Source organism: Bifidobacterium sp. ESL0798 (genome assembly GCF_029395415.1).
In the GTDB taxonomy this organism is placed as follows: Bacteria; Actinomycetota; Actinomycetes; order Actinomycetales; family Bifidobacteriaceae; genus Bifidobacterium.
The window spans coordinates 1176493-1195530 of record NZ_CP113914.1 but is presented as its reverse complement, the minus strand read 5'-3'; the positions used below and the strand labels follow the sequence as shown (position 1 = coordinate 1195530).

Annotated in this window: 17 protein-coding genes, 1 tRNA gene and 2 pseudogenes; 17 read left to right on the top strand and 3 right to left on the bottom strand. The window is 56.8% G+C overall.

The genetic code is table 11. From position 1 onward, the window contains the following. Window positions 1–27 precede the first annotated feature (27 nt). The 6 genes from OZX74_RS05125 to OZX74_RS05100 all read left to right on the top strand — a co-directional run bounded on the left by OZX74_RS05125 (window position 28) and on the right by OZX74_RS05100 (window position 6230). Entirely contained in the window at window positions 28–1002 is a 975-nt protein-coding gene (locus OZX74_RS05125; protein ID WP_277155913.1) for an NAD kinase, read from the top strand. Between the two features lie 6 nt (window positions 1003–1008). Then, entirely contained in the window at window positions 1009–2823 is a 1815-nt protein-coding gene (recN, locus tag OZX74_RS05120) for a DNA repair protein RecN (protein WP_277155912.1), read from the top strand. A gap of 414 nt (window positions 2824–3237) precedes the next feature. After that, the gene (locus OZX74_RS05115) at window positions 3238–3897 is read left to right on the top strand and encodes an HAD family phosphatase (protein ID WP_277155911.1); all 660 of its coding nucleotides are present in this window, start codon (window positions 3238–3240) and stop codon (window positions 3895–3897) included. A 210-nt stretch (window positions 3898–4107) separates the two neighbouring features. Next, window positions 4108–4485: a GntR family transcriptional regulator gene (locus tag OZX74_RS05110; protein WP_277155910.1), complete on the top strand. Its 378-nt coding sequence runs from the start codon at window positions 4108–4110 to the stop codon at window positions 4483–4485. Between the two features lie 210 nt (window positions 4486–4695). Then, window positions 4696–5574: an ABC transporter ATP-binding protein gene (locus OZX74_RS05105; protein WP_277157425.1), complete on the top strand. Its 879-nt coding sequence runs from the start codon at window positions 4696–4698 to the stop codon at window positions 5572–5574. Window positions 5575–5582: 8 nt separating this feature from the next. Continuing rightward, complete coding sequence (locus tag OZX74_RS05100) at window positions 5583–6230, top strand: ABC-2 transporter permease (protein WP_277155909.1); 648 nt, start codon at window positions 5583–5585, stop codon at window positions 6228–6230. 134 nt (window positions 6231–6364) lie between these two features. Here the strand turns inward: OZX74_RS05100 and thrC are convergent. Further along, window positions 6365–7854: pseudogene (thrC, locus tag OZX74_RS05095) on the bottom strand (threonine synthase). A gap of 223 nt (window positions 7855–8077) precedes the next feature. On the opposite strand from thrC, the pseudogene OZX74_RS05090 reads away from it, so the two are divergent. From OZX74_RS05090 to OZX74_RS05040, 11 genes and pseudogenes are all read left to right on the top strand, one after another. Further along, window positions 8078–9393, top strand: a pseudogene (locus OZX74_RS05090) (glutamate-5-semialdehyde dehydrogenase). A 230-nt stretch (window positions 9394–9623) separates the two neighbouring features. Next, window positions 9624–10175, top strand: a complete 552-nt coding sequence (locus OZX74_RS05085) for a phosphoribosylglycinamide synthetase (RefSeq protein ID WP_277157424.1) — start codon at window positions 9624–9626, stop codon at window positions 10173–10175. 134 nt (window positions 10176–10309) lie between these two features. Next, window positions 10310–10972, top strand: coding sequence for a nicotinate-nucleotide adenylyltransferase (gene nadD, locus OZX74_RS05080; protein ID WP_277157423.1), 663 nt, complete (start codon window positions 10310–10312; stop codon window positions 10970–10972). Between the two features lie 371 nt (window positions 10973–11343). Further along, a complete protein-coding gene (locus OZX74_RS05075; protein WP_277155908.1) occupies window positions 11344–12366 on the top strand; it encodes a ribose-phosphate diphosphokinase in 1023 nt (340 codons plus the stop codon). A gap of 135 nt (window positions 12367–12501) precedes the next feature. Then, window positions 12502–12572, top strand: a tRNA-Gln gene (locus tag OZX74_RS05070). A gap of 94 nt (window positions 12573–12666) precedes the next feature. After that, complete coding sequence (glmU, locus tag OZX74_RS05065; RefSeq protein WP_277155907.1) at window positions 12667–14049, top strand: bifunctional UDP-N-acetylglucosamine diphosphorylase/glucosamine-1-phosphate N-acetyltransferase GlmU; 1383 nt, start codon at window positions 12667–12669, stop codon at window positions 14047–14049. A gap of 3 nt (window positions 14050–14052) precedes the next feature. Continuing rightward, window positions 14053–14469 carry a ribosome silencing factor gene (rsfS, locus tag OZX74_RS05060; protein WP_277155906.1) on the top strand — a complete coding sequence of 139 codons (417 nt, stop codon included), beginning with the start codon at window positions 14053–14055 and terminating at the stop codon, window positions 14467–14469. A gap of 79 nt (window positions 14470–14548) precedes the next feature. Beyond that, the gene (locus OZX74_RS05055) at window positions 14549–15274 is read left to right on the top strand and encodes a histidine phosphatase family protein (RefSeq protein WP_277155905.1); all 726 of its coding nucleotides are present in this window, start codon (window positions 14549–14551) and stop codon (window positions 15272–15274) included. Between the two features lie 218 nt (window positions 15275–15492). Continuing rightward, complete coding sequence (locus OZX74_RS05050; RefSeq protein ID WP_277155904.1) at window positions 15493–15615, top strand: hypothetical protein; 123 nt, start codon at window positions 15493–15495, stop codon at window positions 15613–15615. A gap of 448 nt (window positions 15616–16063) precedes the next feature. Further along, window positions 16064–16474: an alpha-amylase family glycosyl hydrolase gene (locus OZX74_RS05045; RefSeq protein ID WP_277155903.1), complete on the top strand. Its 411-nt coding sequence runs from the start codon at window positions 16064–16066 to the stop codon at window positions 16472–16474. Then, entirely contained in the window at window positions 16437–17357 is a 921-nt protein-coding gene (locus tag OZX74_RS05040; RefSeq protein WP_277155902.1) for an alpha-amylase family glycosyl hydrolase, read from the top strand. Before OZX74_RS05045 ends, OZX74_RS05040 begins: the two co-directional genes overlap by 38 nt. 93 nt (window positions 17358–17450) lie before the next feature. Here OZX74_RS05040 and OZX74_RS05035 read toward each other — a convergent pair whose 3' ends face one another. Beyond that, the gene (locus OZX74_RS05035) at window positions 17451–18410 is read right to left on the bottom strand and encodes an aldo/keto reductase (RefSeq protein WP_277155901.1); all 960 of its coding nucleotides are present in this window, start codon (window positions 18408–18410) and stop codon (window positions 17451–17453) included. A gap of 158 nt (window positions 18411–18568) precedes the next feature. Beyond that, entirely contained in the window at window positions 18569–18979 is a 411-nt protein-coding gene (locus tag OZX74_RS05030) for an SOS response-associated peptidase family protein (RefSeq protein ID WP_277155900.1), read from the bottom strand. Window positions 18980–19038: the final 59 nt, after the last annotated feature.

Sequence of the window (19038 nt, the reverse complement as noted above, 5' to 3'; positions counted from 1 at the left end):
TTTTGACGTGCGGAAAGAGGCAGGACGATGGTCGGTAAACGCCATGCGGTCATGGTCACTCATGCTCATCTTCGTGAGACCAGCCTTGTCGTGCGCGAGGCGGTCGAGCAGCTTGAGCGCGCCGGGTTCTGCGTTCGAATCGTCGACAGCCTCGATCCGCCGGGATTCGGTGAGTCTTCCCCCATCGTCGACAGCGACACGGAGATTGTGGTCGTGCTCGGCGGGGACGGCACGATTCTGGGTGCGGCGGAACTGGTCCACAATACCGAAGTTCCCATTCTCGGTATCAATCTGGGACATGTCGGATTTCTTGCGGAATTCGAGAGTTTTCAATTAAGCGAAGCCATCGCCCGTGTCGCCGGTCGGGACTATTCGATTGATGAACGCAATCTGGCGAATGTGTCCGTGACTTCTCCGGACGGCAGCACGACGCTCAGCGATTGGGCGTTGAACGACATCACCATCCAGCAGGCCGATCGCGACCACATGATCGAGCTTTCCGTCGGCGTCGATGGGGTGGAGGCCAGCTCGTTCAGCTGCGATGGCGTGATCATCTCGACGCCGACCGGCTCGACGGCCTATGCGTTCTCCGCAGGGGGTCCGATTATCTGGCCGGACGTCAAGGCCTTGCAGCTGATACCGCTGGCCGCCCATGCCCTGTTCACACGCCCGATGGTGATCGGGGAGCATTCGCGCTTCACCGTCGATCTGATTGACGATTCCCTGACCGAGGGCTGGATCTGCTGCGATGGCAGAAGGAAGATGAGACTCGGGTACGGAACCAGGACCACCGTCCATCTTTCCTCGCGCACTGTCAGGCTCGCCAGCCTTTCCGGCGTGCCGTTCACCAATCGTCTGGTCACCAAGTTCAACCTTCCCAGCGTCAGTCTTCGTCAACGTTCGCGTCTCGAGGAACGCAAACGGGAAGGCATCATCGCCAACGAAAACAAAGCCCGTGCAGATCAGCAAAATGTTGCCCGACAAGGTTCATCCGAAAGGTGAAACACGATGCTTGAAGAACTGGAAGTGCGCAATCTCGGGCCCATTCGTTCTGCACTATTGAGTCCGAACAAGGCAATGACCGCCATTACCGGTGAAACCGGTGCAGGCAAATCGATGCTGTTGAGCGCGATTCGTCTTATCTCGGGAGCGACGGCCAGCGTGGCGCGGGTATCCGCCGGCGCGGATTCGGCGTGGGCCCAGGGAATTTTCGATGTCGACGAAAACGGTGAGGCGACCCGTCTCGCGCAGGATGCCGGAGCATTGGATATCGATGGCGAAAAGAGCGACCCGGATCCCGACGAAATCGGTCGGCAAGAGCTTTTCCTCTCGCGTATGGTTCCTGCTTCCGGACGTTCCAGAGCGGTATTGTGCGGACACAGCGTTCCCAGGAATGTGCTTGGCAACGTCGCCGCACAGCTGGTCACCATTCATGGGCAGGCCGATCAGATGCGTCTGGCAGCGCCGGCGCGGCAGCGGGAATTTCTCGATATGGCCGCCGACGACACAGCCGAACGTGACGCCTATCGTCAAGCCTGGCAACAGCTGCAGATCATTGACCAACGGTTGAGCAATGTCACCAATCAGGAGGCATCGACCCGCGCACGAACGGATTACCTGCGGGAATCCATCGAACAGATCAACAAGGTGGATCCCAAACCTGGTGAAGACGAGGAACTCAAGGAGAAACGCTCACGCGTCGAAAACGCAGCGGAAATCGCCCAGGGTGTGGGGTCGGCGCTTTCTGCATTGGATGCCTCGCAAGTGGATTCCGACAGCGACGCACAAGGAGCCTCCGATGCCATCACCCATGCCATCCAGGCATTGCGCACAATCCATGTAGGCGGCTCGTTTGGCCAGGCCGCCGACCGCTTGGAGTCGTTGAACGCCGATCTTTCCGATATCGTGTTCTCGCTTTCCAACGAAGTGGATACCGACGGTGATGCCGAGGGATTGGATGCCATCAACTCCCGCATTCACGAACTCGACGAGCTGACTCGACGTTGGGGGCCGACTCTCGAAGACGTCATCGCCTGGCGGGACAAGGCGGTGTTCGAAGTCGAAGATCTGGACGCCTCGCCAGAAAAGATCGATGAACTCAAGGCACAGCATCAACAGGCTTTCGACGATGCGTTGAAAGCAGCTCTAGTGTTGAGCAAAAAGCGCAAAGATGCAGCTGCGGCTCTGGCCAATACTGTCACCAAGGAGCTTTCGGCTTTGGCCATGGCTGGAGCAGGGCTTGAGATTCGAGTTGTGCAGCGCAAATCGGCGTCGAAGGATAAGACGGTTTCGAAAAATGGTGAGGCAGACGCTGATTCTTCTACCTGGCCGTTGGACGGCAATGGTATCGACGATATCGAATTCCTGTTCACACCGTTCCCGGGTTCACCTCAACTTCCGATGGGCAAAAGCGCTTCAGGCGGCGAGTTGAGCCGACTCATGCTGGCATTGGAGCTGTCCGTAGCTGAAAAGCGGACTGCAGGTTCAAGTGATATGACGTTCATCTTCGATGAGGTCGATGCCGGGGTAGGAGGGAAGGCAGCGGTTGAACTTGGCAAGCGCTTGGCGAAGCTCTCCCAGACTTCGCAAGTTATCGTGGTCACTCACTTGGCACAGGTTGCCTCGTGGGCCGACTCCCAATTTGTAGTGAGCAAAGGCACCGCGAAAGCCCAGAGCGCCAGCTCAAAGGCGAGTGTGGAAACGACCGTCAATGAGGTCACCGGAGATGCCCGTATCCACGAAATCGCCAGAATGCTCTCCGGCAGCGAATCCGCCACGTCCCTGGATCACGCCAAAGAACTACTCGATTCCAGTAAGTTATAATTGCGTTTTAAAACTTACGATTTTGCGTGGGCCGTTGGGGGTTCCGATGAACTCTCACGGGACACTTTGGCTGAGCCGTAAAGTTGAAGACCAGTGGGCTTCAACTAGGCGAAGTGAGCGCGATTTATTGAGCGCGAAGGCAAAATCTTTGATTTTGCGGCCAAGCCTACGCCCGAGAAAGTTTATCGGAACCCCCAACTCCTAAGCTCGATGGTTACGTTTCGTAATATATAAATATTCGCTTTAGGCGGTTTCTTTGTGCAAGTGAGCAGAGTTAGTTCCCTGTAGCATGAGCTGTTGTGTTGTGGCGGGATATGCGATGATTAGGCGTAAGGCTTGGTCTACCGGCCTGGAAGGGTGCCTGAGCATTGTGTATATCCCGCCACAACAGCGTTGGTAGTTTGGAGAGAGTGTATGAAGACGAACGAAGGCAAAGCAGCCATCTTTGATTTGGATGGGACGTTGCTTGACTCGATGGACGTTTGGCATCAGGTTGATGTTGATTTCTTTCGTAGCCGTAATATCCCGCTGGCTGACGATTATATGGGCGTCGTCAACGCGATGCGGCCTGAGGAAGTGGCACGTTACACGATTGAGCGTTATGGCCTTGACGACACACCTGCTGAGCTGGCCGAGCTGTGGGACTCGATGGTGCTTGAGGCGTATGGCACTACTGTCGAGGCCAAACCTCATGCGGTTGAATATCTGGATTATCTGAAGTCAAGTGGTGCACGGCTGGCCGTGGCGACATCGCTTTCATCACAGGTGCGTGAGGTTGCCATGGAGCATGTGGGAATCCGGAAGCTCTTTGATGCAGTGGTGAGTGTGGAGGATACCGATGCGAAAAGCAAACACAGTCCGGAAGTTTATCTTGCCGCAGCGTCGCGTTTGAAAACAGCGGCGAAGGATTGCACCGTGTACGAGGATTTGCTGGTGGCGGTGAAGGCTGCGAAATCTGCGGGCATGCATGTTTGGGCGATGGAAGATGACTATTCACTTAAGGACAGGCCTGCTATCACACGGATTGCCGATGGAATGATCAGAGACTTTGAGGATGCACCTAAGGTGCTTTGAGATATGGCAGTTGGCCATCAAATTTCGTAAGTGCGATATCGGTTTTATTGGGGAAACGCTTATTTTGCAGGTGTTTGCAAATAAACGAAACTGTTATGGTGTTGATTTGCACAGTGAATTAAACTGTTATATAGTTATATGTAACAGTAGAACTGTTGAGGAAAGTCAAGAATTCTACTGGACGCTGATCAGAAACAGAAAGGGGCATAGATGAAACTGATCATCTCATCCGTGTCCGGGGAACCGATCTACGAGCAAATCAAGCGTCAGATACGTCAGGCCGTACTTAGCGGCGAGCTCAAGGGCGGGGAGGCGCTGCCAAGCCTGCGCAAGCTGGCCCGCGAGCTGCGTATCTCCGTGCTCACCGTCACCCGTGCGTACAACGAGCTGGCGGATGAGGGCATCGTCGTCAATGTGCAGGGCAAGGGAACGTTCGTCGCCGAAAAGGGTGATGAACGAATGAAAAAGAAGCTCACCGCCCAGGTGCGCAACGCCTTGCGACAGGTGGGAGTCGCGGCCAAAGCGGCCGATATCCCGCTTATCGACCTGATGGACATGCTCGAGAACGCATACAGGAAAGCCAAGTGAGATTCACTGGCAAGCATGACAGCGCGCAGGCGCATACGGGACTGCGCAACGCCAGCCAACCATCGTTCGTTGACTTGCCAATGAAAGTTTCCCTGCAGACTGTATCGGTTCGCCGTTGAACAGGAAAGGAACACGATGATGACCCAGTCATCACCTACAACAATCACATCCGGCACACAGAACGTCTCTGCTGCCGGCAGTGCTGTGCCGATGGCGTTGAGCGTCACTGATGTCAGGAAAAGCTACGATTCCGGTTTCGCTCTCGGCCCGGTGACCTTCGACCTGCCGATGGGCTACATCATGGGTCTTATCGGCCCGAACGGCGCCGGCAAGTCCACGCTGATCAAGCTCGTCCTCAATATGATTCATCGCGATGCCGGCTCGATCGGCGTGCTGGGACTCGACAACATCGCCGACGAGGTCAAGGCCAAAGAGCAACTCGGCATCGTCTTCGACACCAGCTATTTCTCGACCTATTGGACAGTGAAAATGGCCGGACAAGTCATGGCTACCATGTATGACACCTGGAATCAGGCCAAATTCGAGCAGTACCTCGACCGATTCGGACTTGAAATGAAGAAGGTCGTCAAGGATCTTTCGCGTGGCATGCAGATGAAGCTGATGATTGCGGCCGCCTTGAGTCATGATGCGAGACTGCTGATTCTCGACGAACCGACCAGTGGACTTGACGTGCTCGCGCGCGACGAGCTGATGGATATCCTCCAACGATACGTGGAAGACGGAAAACACAGTGTACTGTTCAGTACCCATATCACTTCTGACCTCGAACGTGCCGCCGACTTTATCACCTATATCACCCAAGGCCAGCTTTATTACACCGGTCCGAAGGACGAGTTCGAGGATTCCTTCCGTGTGGTCAAAGGTGGTCTTGACCAGGCATCCGGCATCGAACCATACATTGTCGGGCTTCGCCGTTTCAGCACCGGTTTCGAAGCATTGGTCCATCGTGAGGTCGTTGACGAAATAACTGGCGAAACTCCTGAATTGATGAGTGAACCGGTGTCCATCGATGACATTATCCGCCTGACGAATGCGGCCAAGGCGTTTCCGGACACGAACGAGGAGTGAAGGACATCATGGATTCCAAACAAATCAACAAGGCATTCCGCATCGACATATACAAAATACTGGCATGGAGCAGCGGTAAAGGTATTGGCAGCGGCAGTGTGCTACTCCTGGTGGGTCTGCCGTTACTCTTCGCAATCATGGCGAGGATTGGCGGCAATGATGGAATAACAGGCCCCATGAGCGGTGGCATTACCGGATTGTTGGTCGCCATATCAGGCATGATGGGGATAATGGTGTTCAGCTATGAAGACCAGACGGGAACGGCGAAACTTAACTGTCTGCTACCTGCCTCCCGCGCGAACCAGGTCGTCGGCAGATATGCCTTCACTCTGCTCTGCATAGTCATTGCTGCTTTGTTGCAGGTGATTTGCGGGCTGGTGATGTATATGCCTCACAGCATGGGTGCCGTGGCTGGGTTGACTGTAATAGTGTTGGCGGTAGGCACCATCTATGCCAGCTTGACGTTGCCAATTGGCTATCGCTTCCCGGCGACCAAGGCGATGGGCTATGCGCTCCTTCTATTGGTCGCTCTCGGCGCGATTATGGTGCTTATCGGATTCACGATGCCGGAGGCGACATTGAACAAGGTGGTTCATTTCGTTACCACTGCCAAGCTGGGGCCCTTCCCTGGATATCCATTATCGGCATCATCGTAGCTGTGGTGATGTTCGCTCTTTCCTGCAGACTCTCGATGCATATCTACGAGCGCAAAGAACTGTAAATCATCAGAGAGGGGCTTACGGAGAACGAATAAGCCTTCCGTAAGCCCCTTTTCTTTAAGCTTATGACTTTAGAGCTGTTGAGAAGCGTTCCTGACGTAATCGGCCATCTCACCGATATCGATGACATCGGTAAAGCGTTCGGTGGCGTGTTCCAGCCCGCGCAGGTTCTTGGGGGCGGTGGTGCCGGTGGCCTGTGCAAGACGATCCATGCACTCGAAGTCGGAGCCGGTGGTGTCAAGGCCGAGCGCACGGCCGACCACGCGCGGGAACTTGTATGGGCTGGCAGTGCTCAACAGCACGCGCGGCATAGTCGATTCCCGTGGTTCTTGTGACATCACATGGTAACCGCAGGCGGTGTGCGGGTCAATGACGTAGTGGTTGTTCTTCCAGCATTCGGTGATGGCCTGACTCACCTCGTCCTCGTCGGCCCAACCGCAGGAGAACAGTCCACGGATTCGTTCAAGCAAGGGCTCCGGAATCGTGAACGAACCCTTGTTCTGCAAATCGTCCATGAGGTTGCGAATCAATTCGGTGTCGCCGTCCGACATGTAATAGAGCATACGTTCAAGGTTCGAGGAAACGAGGATATCCATCGACGGCGAGGTGGTCTCAAAGAACGGACGCTCACGGTTGTAGGTGCCGGTGGTCAGGAAGTCGAAGAGCACGTTGTTGCGATCGCTGGCCACGATGAGCCGTCCGACCGGCAGGCCGAGTTTCTTGGCGTAGTATCCGGCGAGGATGTCGCCGAAGTTGCCGGTGGGCACCACGAACTCGACTTCATCACCGACCTTGATGGCCCCGCGCTCGACGAGTTGCGCATGGGCGGAGAAGTAATAGACAACCTGCGGCACAAGCCTGCCGACGTTGATGGAGTTGGCGGAGGAAAGCGAGACGTTGTGGCCTTCCATAAGTTTCGCCGCCAGAGCTTTGTCGCCGAAAATGCGTTTGACGGCGGTTTGCGCATCGTCGAAATTGCCACGTACGGCGCAGACATTGACGTTCGAGCCGGCCTGCGTGGTCATCTGCAGACGCTGAATCTCGCTGACCTTGCCCTCTGGGTAGAAAACGGTGATTCCTGTTCCAGAAGTATCCGCAAATCCCGCGAGCGCCGCTTTGCCGGTGTCGCCGGACGTGGCGGTCAGCACCATCACCTTGTCGCCAGTCTCCGACGAGCGGAAGGCGTGCGGGCCATAAACTGCGGAAGGATCTGCAGCGCGACGTCCTTGAACGCGCTCGTCGGTCCGTTGAAGAGTTCGAGGATGTAGTCGTCGTCCAACGGTTTCAGCGGGGTGATCGCACGGTCGAGCCACTGAGAGCCGTATGCCGCGTGCACGCATTCGTCAAGTTCCGAGCTCGAGAAATCGGGCAGCAAGGCACCCAGCACGGTGCGGGCCATGTCTTGATAAGGTTTGCCGACCAGTTCGGCGACGTCAACCTGCTGCTCGCCGAGGTCATCGGTGACAAACAGTCCTCCGTCGTCCGCAAGACCCTGACGGATGGCTTGGCGGCTGTTCAACTCTTCGGAAGAACCTCTGGTGCTATGAAAGGTGGTGTTCATCACAAATGCCTCGTTTGCTCTGACGGTCTTGTAATTTTGCTGATACAACAGTCTAATGGAATGCAAGGCCGAATACCGGCGGTGTCCAAATCAATGGATTCGGATTCGTTTTGGACGAGGTAAGGCCTACAATCGTTGGCAACAGAACGGTGAATATCTGCTTTGATGGTGATTGGAAATATCAGTTTCGAAAAGCAGATTGATGGATTTCGGGGAGAGCTTCATGGTCGCAAATGGTCATCAGGATTCGGTGGTTCTCGATTCGGATGTGTTCCGGCAGGTCTGCTCCATGGGCGATGCTGCGGCACAGGCGCAGCAGGTGCTGTCTGAAGCCAATAGCGAGCAGAAGAACACATTGCTCAATGCCATTGCGGACGAGCTTGAAGCCGGGAGCAAAGCCATCGCCGAAGCCAATGGTTTTGACATGATTGCCGCAAGGCAGTCCGGCATGAGTGAGGGGAGCTCGACCGTCTGCTCTTTGACGAGCAGCGAATAAAGGCTGCGGCCGATGGCGTCCGTCATGTAGCCACCCTTCCCGATCCGGTCGGCGAGGTCGTGCGCGGCTCAACGCTGCTCAACGGCTTGCGCTTGAACGAGGTTCGGGTGCCGATCGGCGTATTCGGCATGATCTATGAGGCCCGGCCCAACGTCACGGTCGACGTCGCCTCGTTGTGCCTCAAATCCGGCAATGCCGTCCTGTTGCGTGGCGGGCACGAGGCGCAGCATACCAACGAGGCCACACTCGCCGTCATCCAGAAGGTGCTGCGCGAGCAAGGCTTCGACCCGGCGCTGGTCGTCTCTGTCGACAGGTTCGGGCGTATGGGCGCCACGGCGATGATGGAGGCGCGCGGCCATATCGACGTGCTGGTGCCACGCGGGGGAGCCGGACTCATCCAGGCCGTCGTGCGCAATTCCAAGGTTCCGGTCATCGAAACCGGGGCCGGCAACGTCCACATCTATGTCGACAAAGCCGCGGATTTCGCTAAGGCCATCCCCATCATCCTTAACGCCAAAACGCAGCGGGTCGGTGTCTGCAACGCCGCCGAAAAGCTCATCGTCCATCACGACGTGGCCAAAGACTTTCTGCCCTTGGCGGCGCAGGCGCTTGCCGATGCCGGAGTGGAACTTCACGCCGACGATGAGGCGTATGCAATCATTGAGGGCAGCGACATCGAAAATGTGAACCTGCTTCATGCCACGCCCGAGGACTGGGATACGGAATACCTCGCCCTGAAAATGGGGGTGAAGGTCGTGGACTCGTTGGACGAGGCCATCGACCATATCAACGCCCATTCCACCGGTCATACCGAATGCATCATATCAGAGGATTACAGCGCTATCGAACGCTTCACCAGGCGCATCGATTCGGCGGTGGTCATGGCCAATGCCTCCTCAAGGTTCACGGATGGCGGTATGTTCGGTTTTGGAGCCGAATTGGGCATCTCGACGCAGAAGCTGCATGCCCGCGGACCGATGGGACTTACGGAAATGACCACCACCAAATGGATCGGCTACGGCACCGGCCAGGTGCGGGCCTGAAGACAAGCGAAGGACATGATATGAACGACGCTGAACACAGCAACGACGACGCTGGCATCAAGGGCGCTGACAACAATCTGGAAGGCAATATTTCCGCAAGCCAGAATCCTGACAACCAGCCGGCGACCGCTACCGCCACAACGGACGGGCAGAAAATGTCAGAAGGCGAGGAAGCGGCGCAGGAAAAGGGACAGGCCGATTACCTGCTGGCCAAAGATCGCGGCATCGACATGAGCAATCCCCGCATCGGCCTGAAGATCGCCTCGGAGCGTCTCGCCATCGTGCGTTACGTCTTCCTGGTCCAGGTCGAGGACGGCATCGCCACCGCCGACCAGCGGGCCTCCTTGGAGTACGCCGACGCGGCGCTGGTCGGATGGCCGGAAATGGACGCGGACGACGTCGTCGACCTCGATGAGGACGGCAAAAAGACCGTGGCCGAGCGTCTCTCCGCCATGGAGCACTATATCGCCGAATTCAGCAGGCAGGAAGCGCAAGGCGGCATCGACGCCATGACCGACCTGCTGATCCGTGCCAGCGAGTGCGTCGCCTCCGTGCGTCGCCTTTACCAACCCGATTTCCCGATTCCGACGTTTGCCGAGATCCGCCGTGTGGTGCAGGACGAATACGACGAGGACATGGGCAAAATCGACACCAGCCAGCATGCCACCGCCGAAAAGATCGAGGAACAGACGGAACAGGCCGACGAAAAACGCGAAGAGACCGTGTCGGACCAATCCCAGAACAACGACAAGACCAACCACAAAGGGCATGGCAAAGCATGAGCGACGCCCCGATTCCTGTTGGCTCGCTGTCCGTGGGCAATGATGCTGAATTGGTTGAGCATAGGAAAAACGCCGATGCCGCGCCTGCCGTACCTGATAGCGAAAGTTCGCAGCATTGTGAACCGGCTCGAAAAATGTCTGGCCTTTCCGACCAGCCGGATCCCAACTTCATCGATGCCTCCAAGGTGAAACCCATCGACAAGCACGGCAAAGACGGACGTCGTCGCATCGGCATTATGGGCGGCACCTTCGATCCCATCCACAACGGCCATTTGGTGGCGGCAAGCGAGGTGGCATGGGTCTACGACCTGGATGAGGTGATTTTCGTGCCGACAGGCCGACCCGCGTTCAAGCTCGACAAGGACGTGACCAACGCCGAGGACCGCTATCTGATGACCGTCATCGCCACGGCCTCCAACCCCAAATTCACCGTCTCCCGCGTCGATATCGACCGCCCTGGCGTCACCTATACGATTGATACGCTACGCGACATCCGCGCATTGAACCCCGATGCCGAGCTCTTCTTCATCACCGGAGCTGATGCCGTCGCGGAGATCCTCAAGTGGAAGGAAGCGCGAAACATGTTCGGGCTGGCGCGCTTCGTCGCGGTCACCCGTCCCGGCTACCAGAGCCCTGAACACATGCGCACCCAGATCGAGGTCGACACCTTGGAGATTCCGGCCTTGGCGATTTCATCGACCGATGTCCGCCATCGGGCCTCGCTGGGAGAGCCGGTATGGTATCTCGTCCCCGACGGCGTGGTGCAATACATCGCCAAACACGGGCTGTATACCTAGCCCTGATTTTTGTTCCGTCATGTTATTCTTGGTGTAGGTGATGAATTTCACCGATAAACCAATGGAGGTATGACGATGAAAAAGATCCGGCTTCGTATTGTTCAGGTTTGTCTGTCAGTGATTATCCTTTTGCAGGCAGTATTGGTAACTAACGGGCAATGGTTGCTGAGCTACGGATATGTAGGTTCGGTGTTTATGGCGCTGAATATAATTTGTGTCTTTGTCGTACTTTACGAGTTCTTGTCGGTTTTCGACCATTCGGAGACCTCGCGCGATCGGGACAAATCCGATGCGGACGAACCGTGTGTGTCCACGTCGCGTTGAGCAGCTAACATGGCTTTGGTTCATACAGACGAATAACGTTTGGAGACATGGTGAGCGCAATCCTAGAAGGAAAGCCCAGTAAGAATCTCATTCTCGTCACCGGCAGGGTTCATCCCCAGCTGGCGACGGACGTCGCAAGCCAGCTTGGCATCGACGTTTTGAAAACCACCGCATACGATTTCGCAAATGGGGAAATGTATGTGCGATACACCGAATCGGTGCGTGGCGCCGACGTCTTCGTGCTGCAAAGCCACGCCGGAGATGTCAACAAGGCCATCATGGAACAGCTCATCATGATCGATGCGCTCAAGCGTGCCTCGGCCCGTTCCATCACCGCCGTCTGCCCGCTTTTGGGTTATTCCCGCCAGGACAAGAAGCATCTTGGCCGAGAACCCATTTCCTGCCGCCTGGTTTTCGATCTGTTGCGTACGGCGGGTGCCGACCGCGTGATGAGCGTCGACCTGCATGCCGCACAGTCCCAAGGCTTCTTCGACGGGCCGGTCGATCATCTGATCGCCATGCCGGTGCTTGTCGATTACATCCGCGACCGTTTCCAAGGCAATCTCGACAACGTCGCCGTGGTCTCGCCCGACGCCGGCCGCATCCGCGTGGCCGAGCAGTGGGCGCAACGCCTGGGCGGCGGGCCGCTCGCCTTCGTCCACAAGACCCGCGACATCAACCGTCCCAACCATGCCACATCCAATCGTGTAGTCGGTGACGTGGTCGGCAAGGACTGCGTCCTGGTCGACGATCTCATCGATACCGGCGGCACCATCGTCGGTGCCTGCGACGTTCTGAAGCGGGCCGGCGCCAAGTCGGTGACAGTGGTGGCCACGCACGGCGTGCTCTCCGACCCTGCGGTCGAGCGTCTCAAGAACTGCGGCGCACGCGAGGTCGTTTTGACCGACACCGTGCCGATCGATGAGTCCAAGCGTTGGGACGGGCTTACGGTCCTTTCCATCGCACCGTTGCTCGCCAGCGCCATTCAGGCGGTTTTCGAGGACGGCTCGGTCGCCAGGCTTTTCGACAACTACCCCGAACATCACGGGCAAGGCTTCCTCTTCGCGTGATTTGACGACGTCCAAGCTTGCACGGTTTGCTGGTCGTTTGTTATTCGACTTGAGACGATTCGTCTGTCGCGCGTGTCGAGTTGTCAGAGGCAACCAGCATAATAGAAAATCGGTTCGGTCTTATGGCCGTTCCATTCCTCCATGGTGTAAAGGCAGCACACGGGTCTTTGGAACCCTTAGTCTTGGTTCGAATCCAGGTGGAGGAACTTGTTCAACCGGCTGGCTTCCGTGTATCGGATACCAGCCGGTTCTCATATTTTAACGGCGTGTTTCGCTTTCGAAACAGGAATTGGAGTGGATATGGCATTGAGTGCAGCGATCATACTGGCAGCCGGCGAAGGCACGCGCATGCGTTCGTCAAAGCCGAAAGTGCTCCATGAACTGGCCGGCAAGACCTTTCTCGAGCGTGTGATGAGTTCCGTTTCCGCCCTCGAGCCCGAAACCCTTGCCGTAGTGGTTCATTATCAGGCCGAGCGCGTTGCGAAAGCCGCGAAAAGCTACAACGAACATGTCGAGATCGTCAACCAGGACGACATTGCCGGCACCGGACGCGCCGTGCAATGCGCTATGAACCAGCTTGATGCCGACGGGAGGCTTACCGGTTCGGTGCTCATCGCCGCCAGCGACATGCCGCTGCTCGATACCGCCACCCTTGATGCGCTTCTCGCCTTCCACAAGGCCAGCGGCAATGACGCCACCGTGCTCACCGCCAATCTTGAGGACCCGACCGGCTACGGCCGCATCATCCGCGACAGCGACGGCAGCGTGCTGCGCATCGTCGAGCAGAAGGATGCCAACAGCAGCGAGCTGGCGGTTCACGAGATCAACACCTCCGTCTATGTCTTCGACGCGGCGGTGCTCGCCCGTGCGGTGCAAGGCCTGGATTCGAAGAATGCACAAGGCGAATTCTATCTCACCGACGCTCTCGAGACCGCGCGAAAGAACGGCAAGGTCGGCGCACTCGCGGCGTCCGACTCCTTAAGTGTCGAAGGCGTCAACGACCGCGTGCAGCTGGCCCACCTTTCCCGCACGCACAACCTGCGTACCTGCGAGCGTTGGATGCGCGCAGGCGTGACGATTCCCGATCCGCAAACCACGTGGATCGAAGACGACGTCGAGTTGGCGCAGGACGTCACGGTCCTGCCGGGAACCTTCCTGAAGGGGCATACCACAATCGCCGAAAACGCGGTTATCGGACCTTACACCACGCTGATCGACGCCCGGATCGAGGCCGGAGCCACTGTCGAACGCAGCCGTGTGCAAGAGACCCATATCGGCCCTGATGCCAATATCGGCCCATGGACCTACCTGCGTCCGGGCAATGTGCTCGAAGCGGGCACGAAGGCCGGCGCGTTCGTGGAGATGAAGAAGGCGCATATCGGAGCCGGCACCAAGGTTCCGCACCTGAGCTATATGGGCGACGCCGAACTGGGGGAGAACTCCAACGTGGGCGGCGGTTCCATAACCGCCAACTACGACGGCGTGCACAAGAACCGCACCCATATCGGCTCGAACGTCCATGTCGGTGCCGGCAACCTCTTCGTAGCGCCCGTCGAGGTCGGCGACAATGTCACCACCGGAGCCGGATCCGTCATCCGCCACGCGGTGCCGGACGATTCGATGGTATATTCGGAGAACACACAACACGTAGTAGAGGGCTGGAAGCCCGAATGGGAGCGTTGATTCATGACAGCATTGCAAAGTACGATTGAGGCCCTGCGTCTGGCTGCGGCGGCGGCCGACCGGGTCAAGGCCACCGACCTCGTCGCCTTCGACGTCACCGGCCCCATCGCCATCACCGACGCCATGCTCATCGCCACGGCATCCAGCGAACGTCAGGTTCTGGCCGTGGCCGAAGAGGTCGAGAAGGAGCTTTACACCAAGGGCGGAAAACTTGAGCCCATCAGCCGCGAAGGCCTCGATGAAGCTCGTTGGGTGCTGCTTGATTACGGTGATTTCGTCATTCACGTCATGCATGAGGAAGAGCGCGGATACTACGATCTTGAGCGATTGTGGCAGGATTGCCCCGCTATCGACCTTGAGCTTCCGAAGGAGCCCGAACACCGGCCCGCCGACGGGCACACCGCCGACGAACGCGTCTGAAAAGCCACGGGCACGGCGCCGGTCATTGCGGCCACGTTGAAAATTTAGACCACTCCGTCAGTATATTAGGAGTCACACGATGGATTTCAGTACCTTATTCGATCCCAATGTCCACGTTCGTTCATTGACCTTGGTGCGTCACGGACGTACCTCGTACAATGCCTCCGGCCGTGTTCAGGGAGTCACCGACATCCCACTCGATGAGATAGGCGACTGGCAGGTCCGCCAGACCGGCAAAGCATTGAAAGAGCTGTATGTCGACGGCGAGAAGGACCAGGCACGACACCGCCTGATCGTCGCGTCGGATCTGGGCCGTGCCATGGCCACAGCCCATGCTTTCGCCGATCTGATCGGCGAGGAGGTCCACCCGGATCCGCGTGTGCGCGAACGGCATTACGGCGATTGGGAAGGCCATGCCACTCGTGAGATCATGGAAAGGTACCCGGATGATTTCATTTCGTGGCTCCATGGCGAGGGCGGCGAGCTCAAGCACCACGTCGAGCCGGACAAGCATGTAGGGCAGCGGGCCACGCAAGCCATAGCGGAATGGGCAGGCAAGGCCGAACCCGATACCGACCTGTTTGTCTTCTCGCATGGCGCCTGCATCGCCGACACGGTACGGACCCTGCTGAACGCAGACAATGACGCGGACGCCAATTCAGCGGTCTTTTCGATGCGCAACGCGCACTGGGCAAGGCTCATTCCGATCGCCATCGCAGGCAAACCGCTGCGCTGGTCGCTTTCCGAGTACAACCACGGCCCATCCATCGCCGATACCCCCGAATGGGAGAATCCCAAGCTCTGATTGGTTTACCCTGATTTCGGCCGATATTGCCTCGTTTTCCAGGTTTTCACTCCGCTTAGCCCAGTCATACAATACTTAGGTGTTTAGTCTTACATATGGATTTTTAGGCTAGAATAATAAATGTATGGCAACGATATGTTTTCGTACTCCGACCGTCAAATAACCGCTATTCGGTGAGGGTCGGGCGGATTGAATCTCAAGAACAAGGGGAAATCATTATGGGTATTTTCGACGACGCCAAGGATGCAGCCAAGCAGGCTGGCGACAAGCTCGGCAAAGTAGCTGCCGATGTCAAGGACAAAGCCACCGATATGGTAGACGACACCAAAAAAGAAGGCTGATGATGTCAAAGACAAGTTCTCCGACAAGGCTGATGAGGCCAAGGCGAAGGGCGAAAGCGCAGTAGCGCAGGGCAAGGAGCAGGCCACTGAGGCCAAGAACGCTGTCAAGCAGCAGGTTCGCGACAACAAGTGAGAATGGTGCTTCTGCTGAGGTGGATTGCTTCGCGCTCGATCTGGAATTGAGCAGGGCGCCTGCACCAAGATAAAAGCCGTCGTCGTGTAAAAGCGTTTCGACGGCTTTTATTATCCCTTATATATGATTATCGCATTATCAAAAAAATTCCTCTGTCGACTGGAAAGTGTGTGCTTCGTGACGGCAGGTCAATGAGTGCAATACATTTAGGCGACTGGTGAACACGATTAAAGCTCTGCCTGATTCACTTTCTGCTGGTAAGGTTAAAAGTCGATAACGGCACGACAGCGGGCCTGGCACGAAACGAGGCATGAGATGAATGAAATGAGCCGTAGAATCTGGTGGCAGGTTTATCCTTTGGGTTTCTGCGGAGCTCCCGTCCGCCCGCAATCTGATGCCCAACGTCAAAGAAAGCCCAGGCTCGAGCGCCTGATCAATTGGCTGGATTATATGAAGGGGATGGGCTGCAACGGCCTTTTGCTCGGTCCCGTTTTCGATTCGGACACCCACGGCTATGACACCATCGATTTCTACAGGATCGACCCGAGACTCGGCGATGACGAGACGTTCGGGCGTCTGGTCGAAGCCTGCCACGAACGCGACATCGCATTGATGCTCGACGGTGTCTTCAACCATGTCGGCAGGGACTTCCCGGAGTTCCAACGAACGAAAAGAAGCGCAAGACAAGATGAAGGCCGGCAAACCCGTCGGGCACGACAGCGATGACATGTTCAGCTTCTCTGCGGCGCAGGACGGGACACTTGATTATGCAAAATTCGAGGGTCATGCCATCTTGCCGGCGTTCAACCACGATGCGCCCCGCGTCGCCGCTCTGGTGACCGATGTGATGACCCATTGGATGCGGCGTGGCGTGGATGCCTGGCGTTTGGACGCGGCCACAACGGTGCCGACATCATTCTGGGCAACAGTCCTGCCGCGCGTACGCCGTGAGATTCCCGATGCCTGGTTCATGGGCGAGGCGATACAGAGCGACTATCCACAGTTCGTACACGACTCCACCGTCGACACCGTCACCCAGTACGAACTGTGGAAAGCGATATGGAGCAGCCTTAAAGACGGCAATTTCTTCGAGCTCGACTGGTGTCTCAAACGCCATGACGCTTTCCTGGATACCTTCATACCCCAGACCTTCATCGGCAACCACGATGTCACCAGGATCGCCAGCCAGATTCAGGACGAGGAAAAGCTCGCATTGGCGGCTGTGATCCTTTTCACGGTCGGCGGTACACCCTCGGTCTATTACGGCGACGAACGGGCGATGTCGGGAGACAAAACCGACGGTGTCGGCGGTGATGACATCGTTCGTCCCGAATATCCGGAAACACCGGAAAACCTGGCGAGCGATGGCGAATGGATGTACCGGCTCACCGGTCAACTGGCCGCCATCAGAAGCTCGCGACCGTGGATGATCGACGCCACTACGGAGCCGACCTTGCTTGAAAACCGGCATTACGCCTATGATGTCAAAGCCCGCGACGGCAGTGCCAAACTGCATGTCGATATGAATCTCGACGAGACTCCGCACGCCGATATCTATGAAGAGGACATCAACAAGGCATTGCTGCATATCGAGCACCATGCTTCGTAATACAGTAATTTCCATCCATGATTGGTGAAATCAGGATGGGAATTACTGTATTCAGTTAAAGACGGAATATATTTCCGGCCGAATTGAATTACATTACTTGGCAAACGGCTCCGAGGCCTTGTTGAGTGCCTCGACCTCGGCATCGGTTAGCATCAGCATGCTGGAGGCGAGCAGATCGGGCAGTTGTTCCGGTATGCGGGCCGAGACGATCGGAGCGGCGACCTGTGGACGATGGCGCAGCCAGGCGAGCGAGACAGTGGCGATGGCGACGTTGTGGGCCTTCGCGACCTTATCGAGCGCATCGATCAGTGCGAAACCATCCGGGGTGAGGTAATCGGCGACCATGCCCTGACGTGCCTTGCCTTCGGCGTCTGCGGCAGAACGGTATTTGCCGGTCAGGAAGCCGGCGGCCAGCGCAAAGTAGGGGAATACCGAAAGCTGTTCGCGCTTGGCGACAGGAGCCAGGTTCTTCTCGTAGTTTCCACGGGAGACGAGGTTGTATTGCGGTTCGAGAGCGACTGGCAAGGTATAGCCGTTTTCGCGCGCGATCTTGAACCATTCTTCGATGCGATCGGTCGAATAGTTGGAGATGCCGATGGCGCGGACCTTGCCGGACTTGACCAGTTTGTCGAAGGCTTCGACGGTCTCTTCCAACGGTGTATCCTCATGATCGAAATGCGCGTAGTAGAGGTCGATATAATCGGTTCCCAAACGCAGCAACGATTCGTCGGCGGCTGCGGCGATATTTTTGGCCGAGAGTCCTTGATATTGCGGGTGTTCGCTCACCTTGGTGGCGATGACCATATCGCCGCGGTTCTTGTGCGTGGCGAGCCAGCGACCGAGCACGATTTCCGATTCGCCTCCGGAATGGCCCGGGACCCAGGCCGAATAGACATCAGCGGTATCCACGAAATTGCCGCCTGCCTCAACGTACTTGTCGAGCACTGCGTCGCTGGTCTTGTCGTCGCTGGTCCAGCCGAAGGTGTTGCCTCCCAAGACCAGCGGGAAGACCTTGAGATCGCTTTGGCCTATATTGATACGATTTGCTGCCATAACTGTTGATTCCTTTCGTTATGTGAAGACTTGTTACAGGTTGATAGCCCTTCGCTTCCATTGTCTCGCGAGGGAACGGAAACGGTACCTGTTTTCGGCTTGCTGAGAAGAGGATGCGCCGAGAGCTGATAAACGCTCTCTTCTTCAAGTCGGGAATTTCAGAAGAGACTCAGCGGAACGACCTTTTCGAGCGGCTGAACGCACCGCGGTCCGTCCTCGCCCTGTTTCGGCTCGGCTGTTTCGTAATAATCAAGATTTTTGGATATAGGCAGGCCCTCGTTATGGATATCAGAAATGATTGCGGAGCCGTCCACGTTGCGATCGAGCCATTGTTCGGTCATATCCTGTGCAACAAGCAACGGCATGCGGTCATGGATTTTTGCCGCGTCCCCAGTTGCTGCGCAAGTCATGACAGTAGCCGTCAGCAGCCATAGGGAACCTGCGTTTGCGCGCCACCATGAGTATAGACCGGCCATGGCAAGCGTCTCGTTATCAGGCGAATGAAAATAAAACGGCCGCTTTCCTTTGAACTCGAAATAACCGGCAGCGGGAATGATGGCTCGGCACACGAGCGCATCGAATCCTTGAATGTCGGCCTCGACGCTGCGGATTCCATGCGAGTGTTATA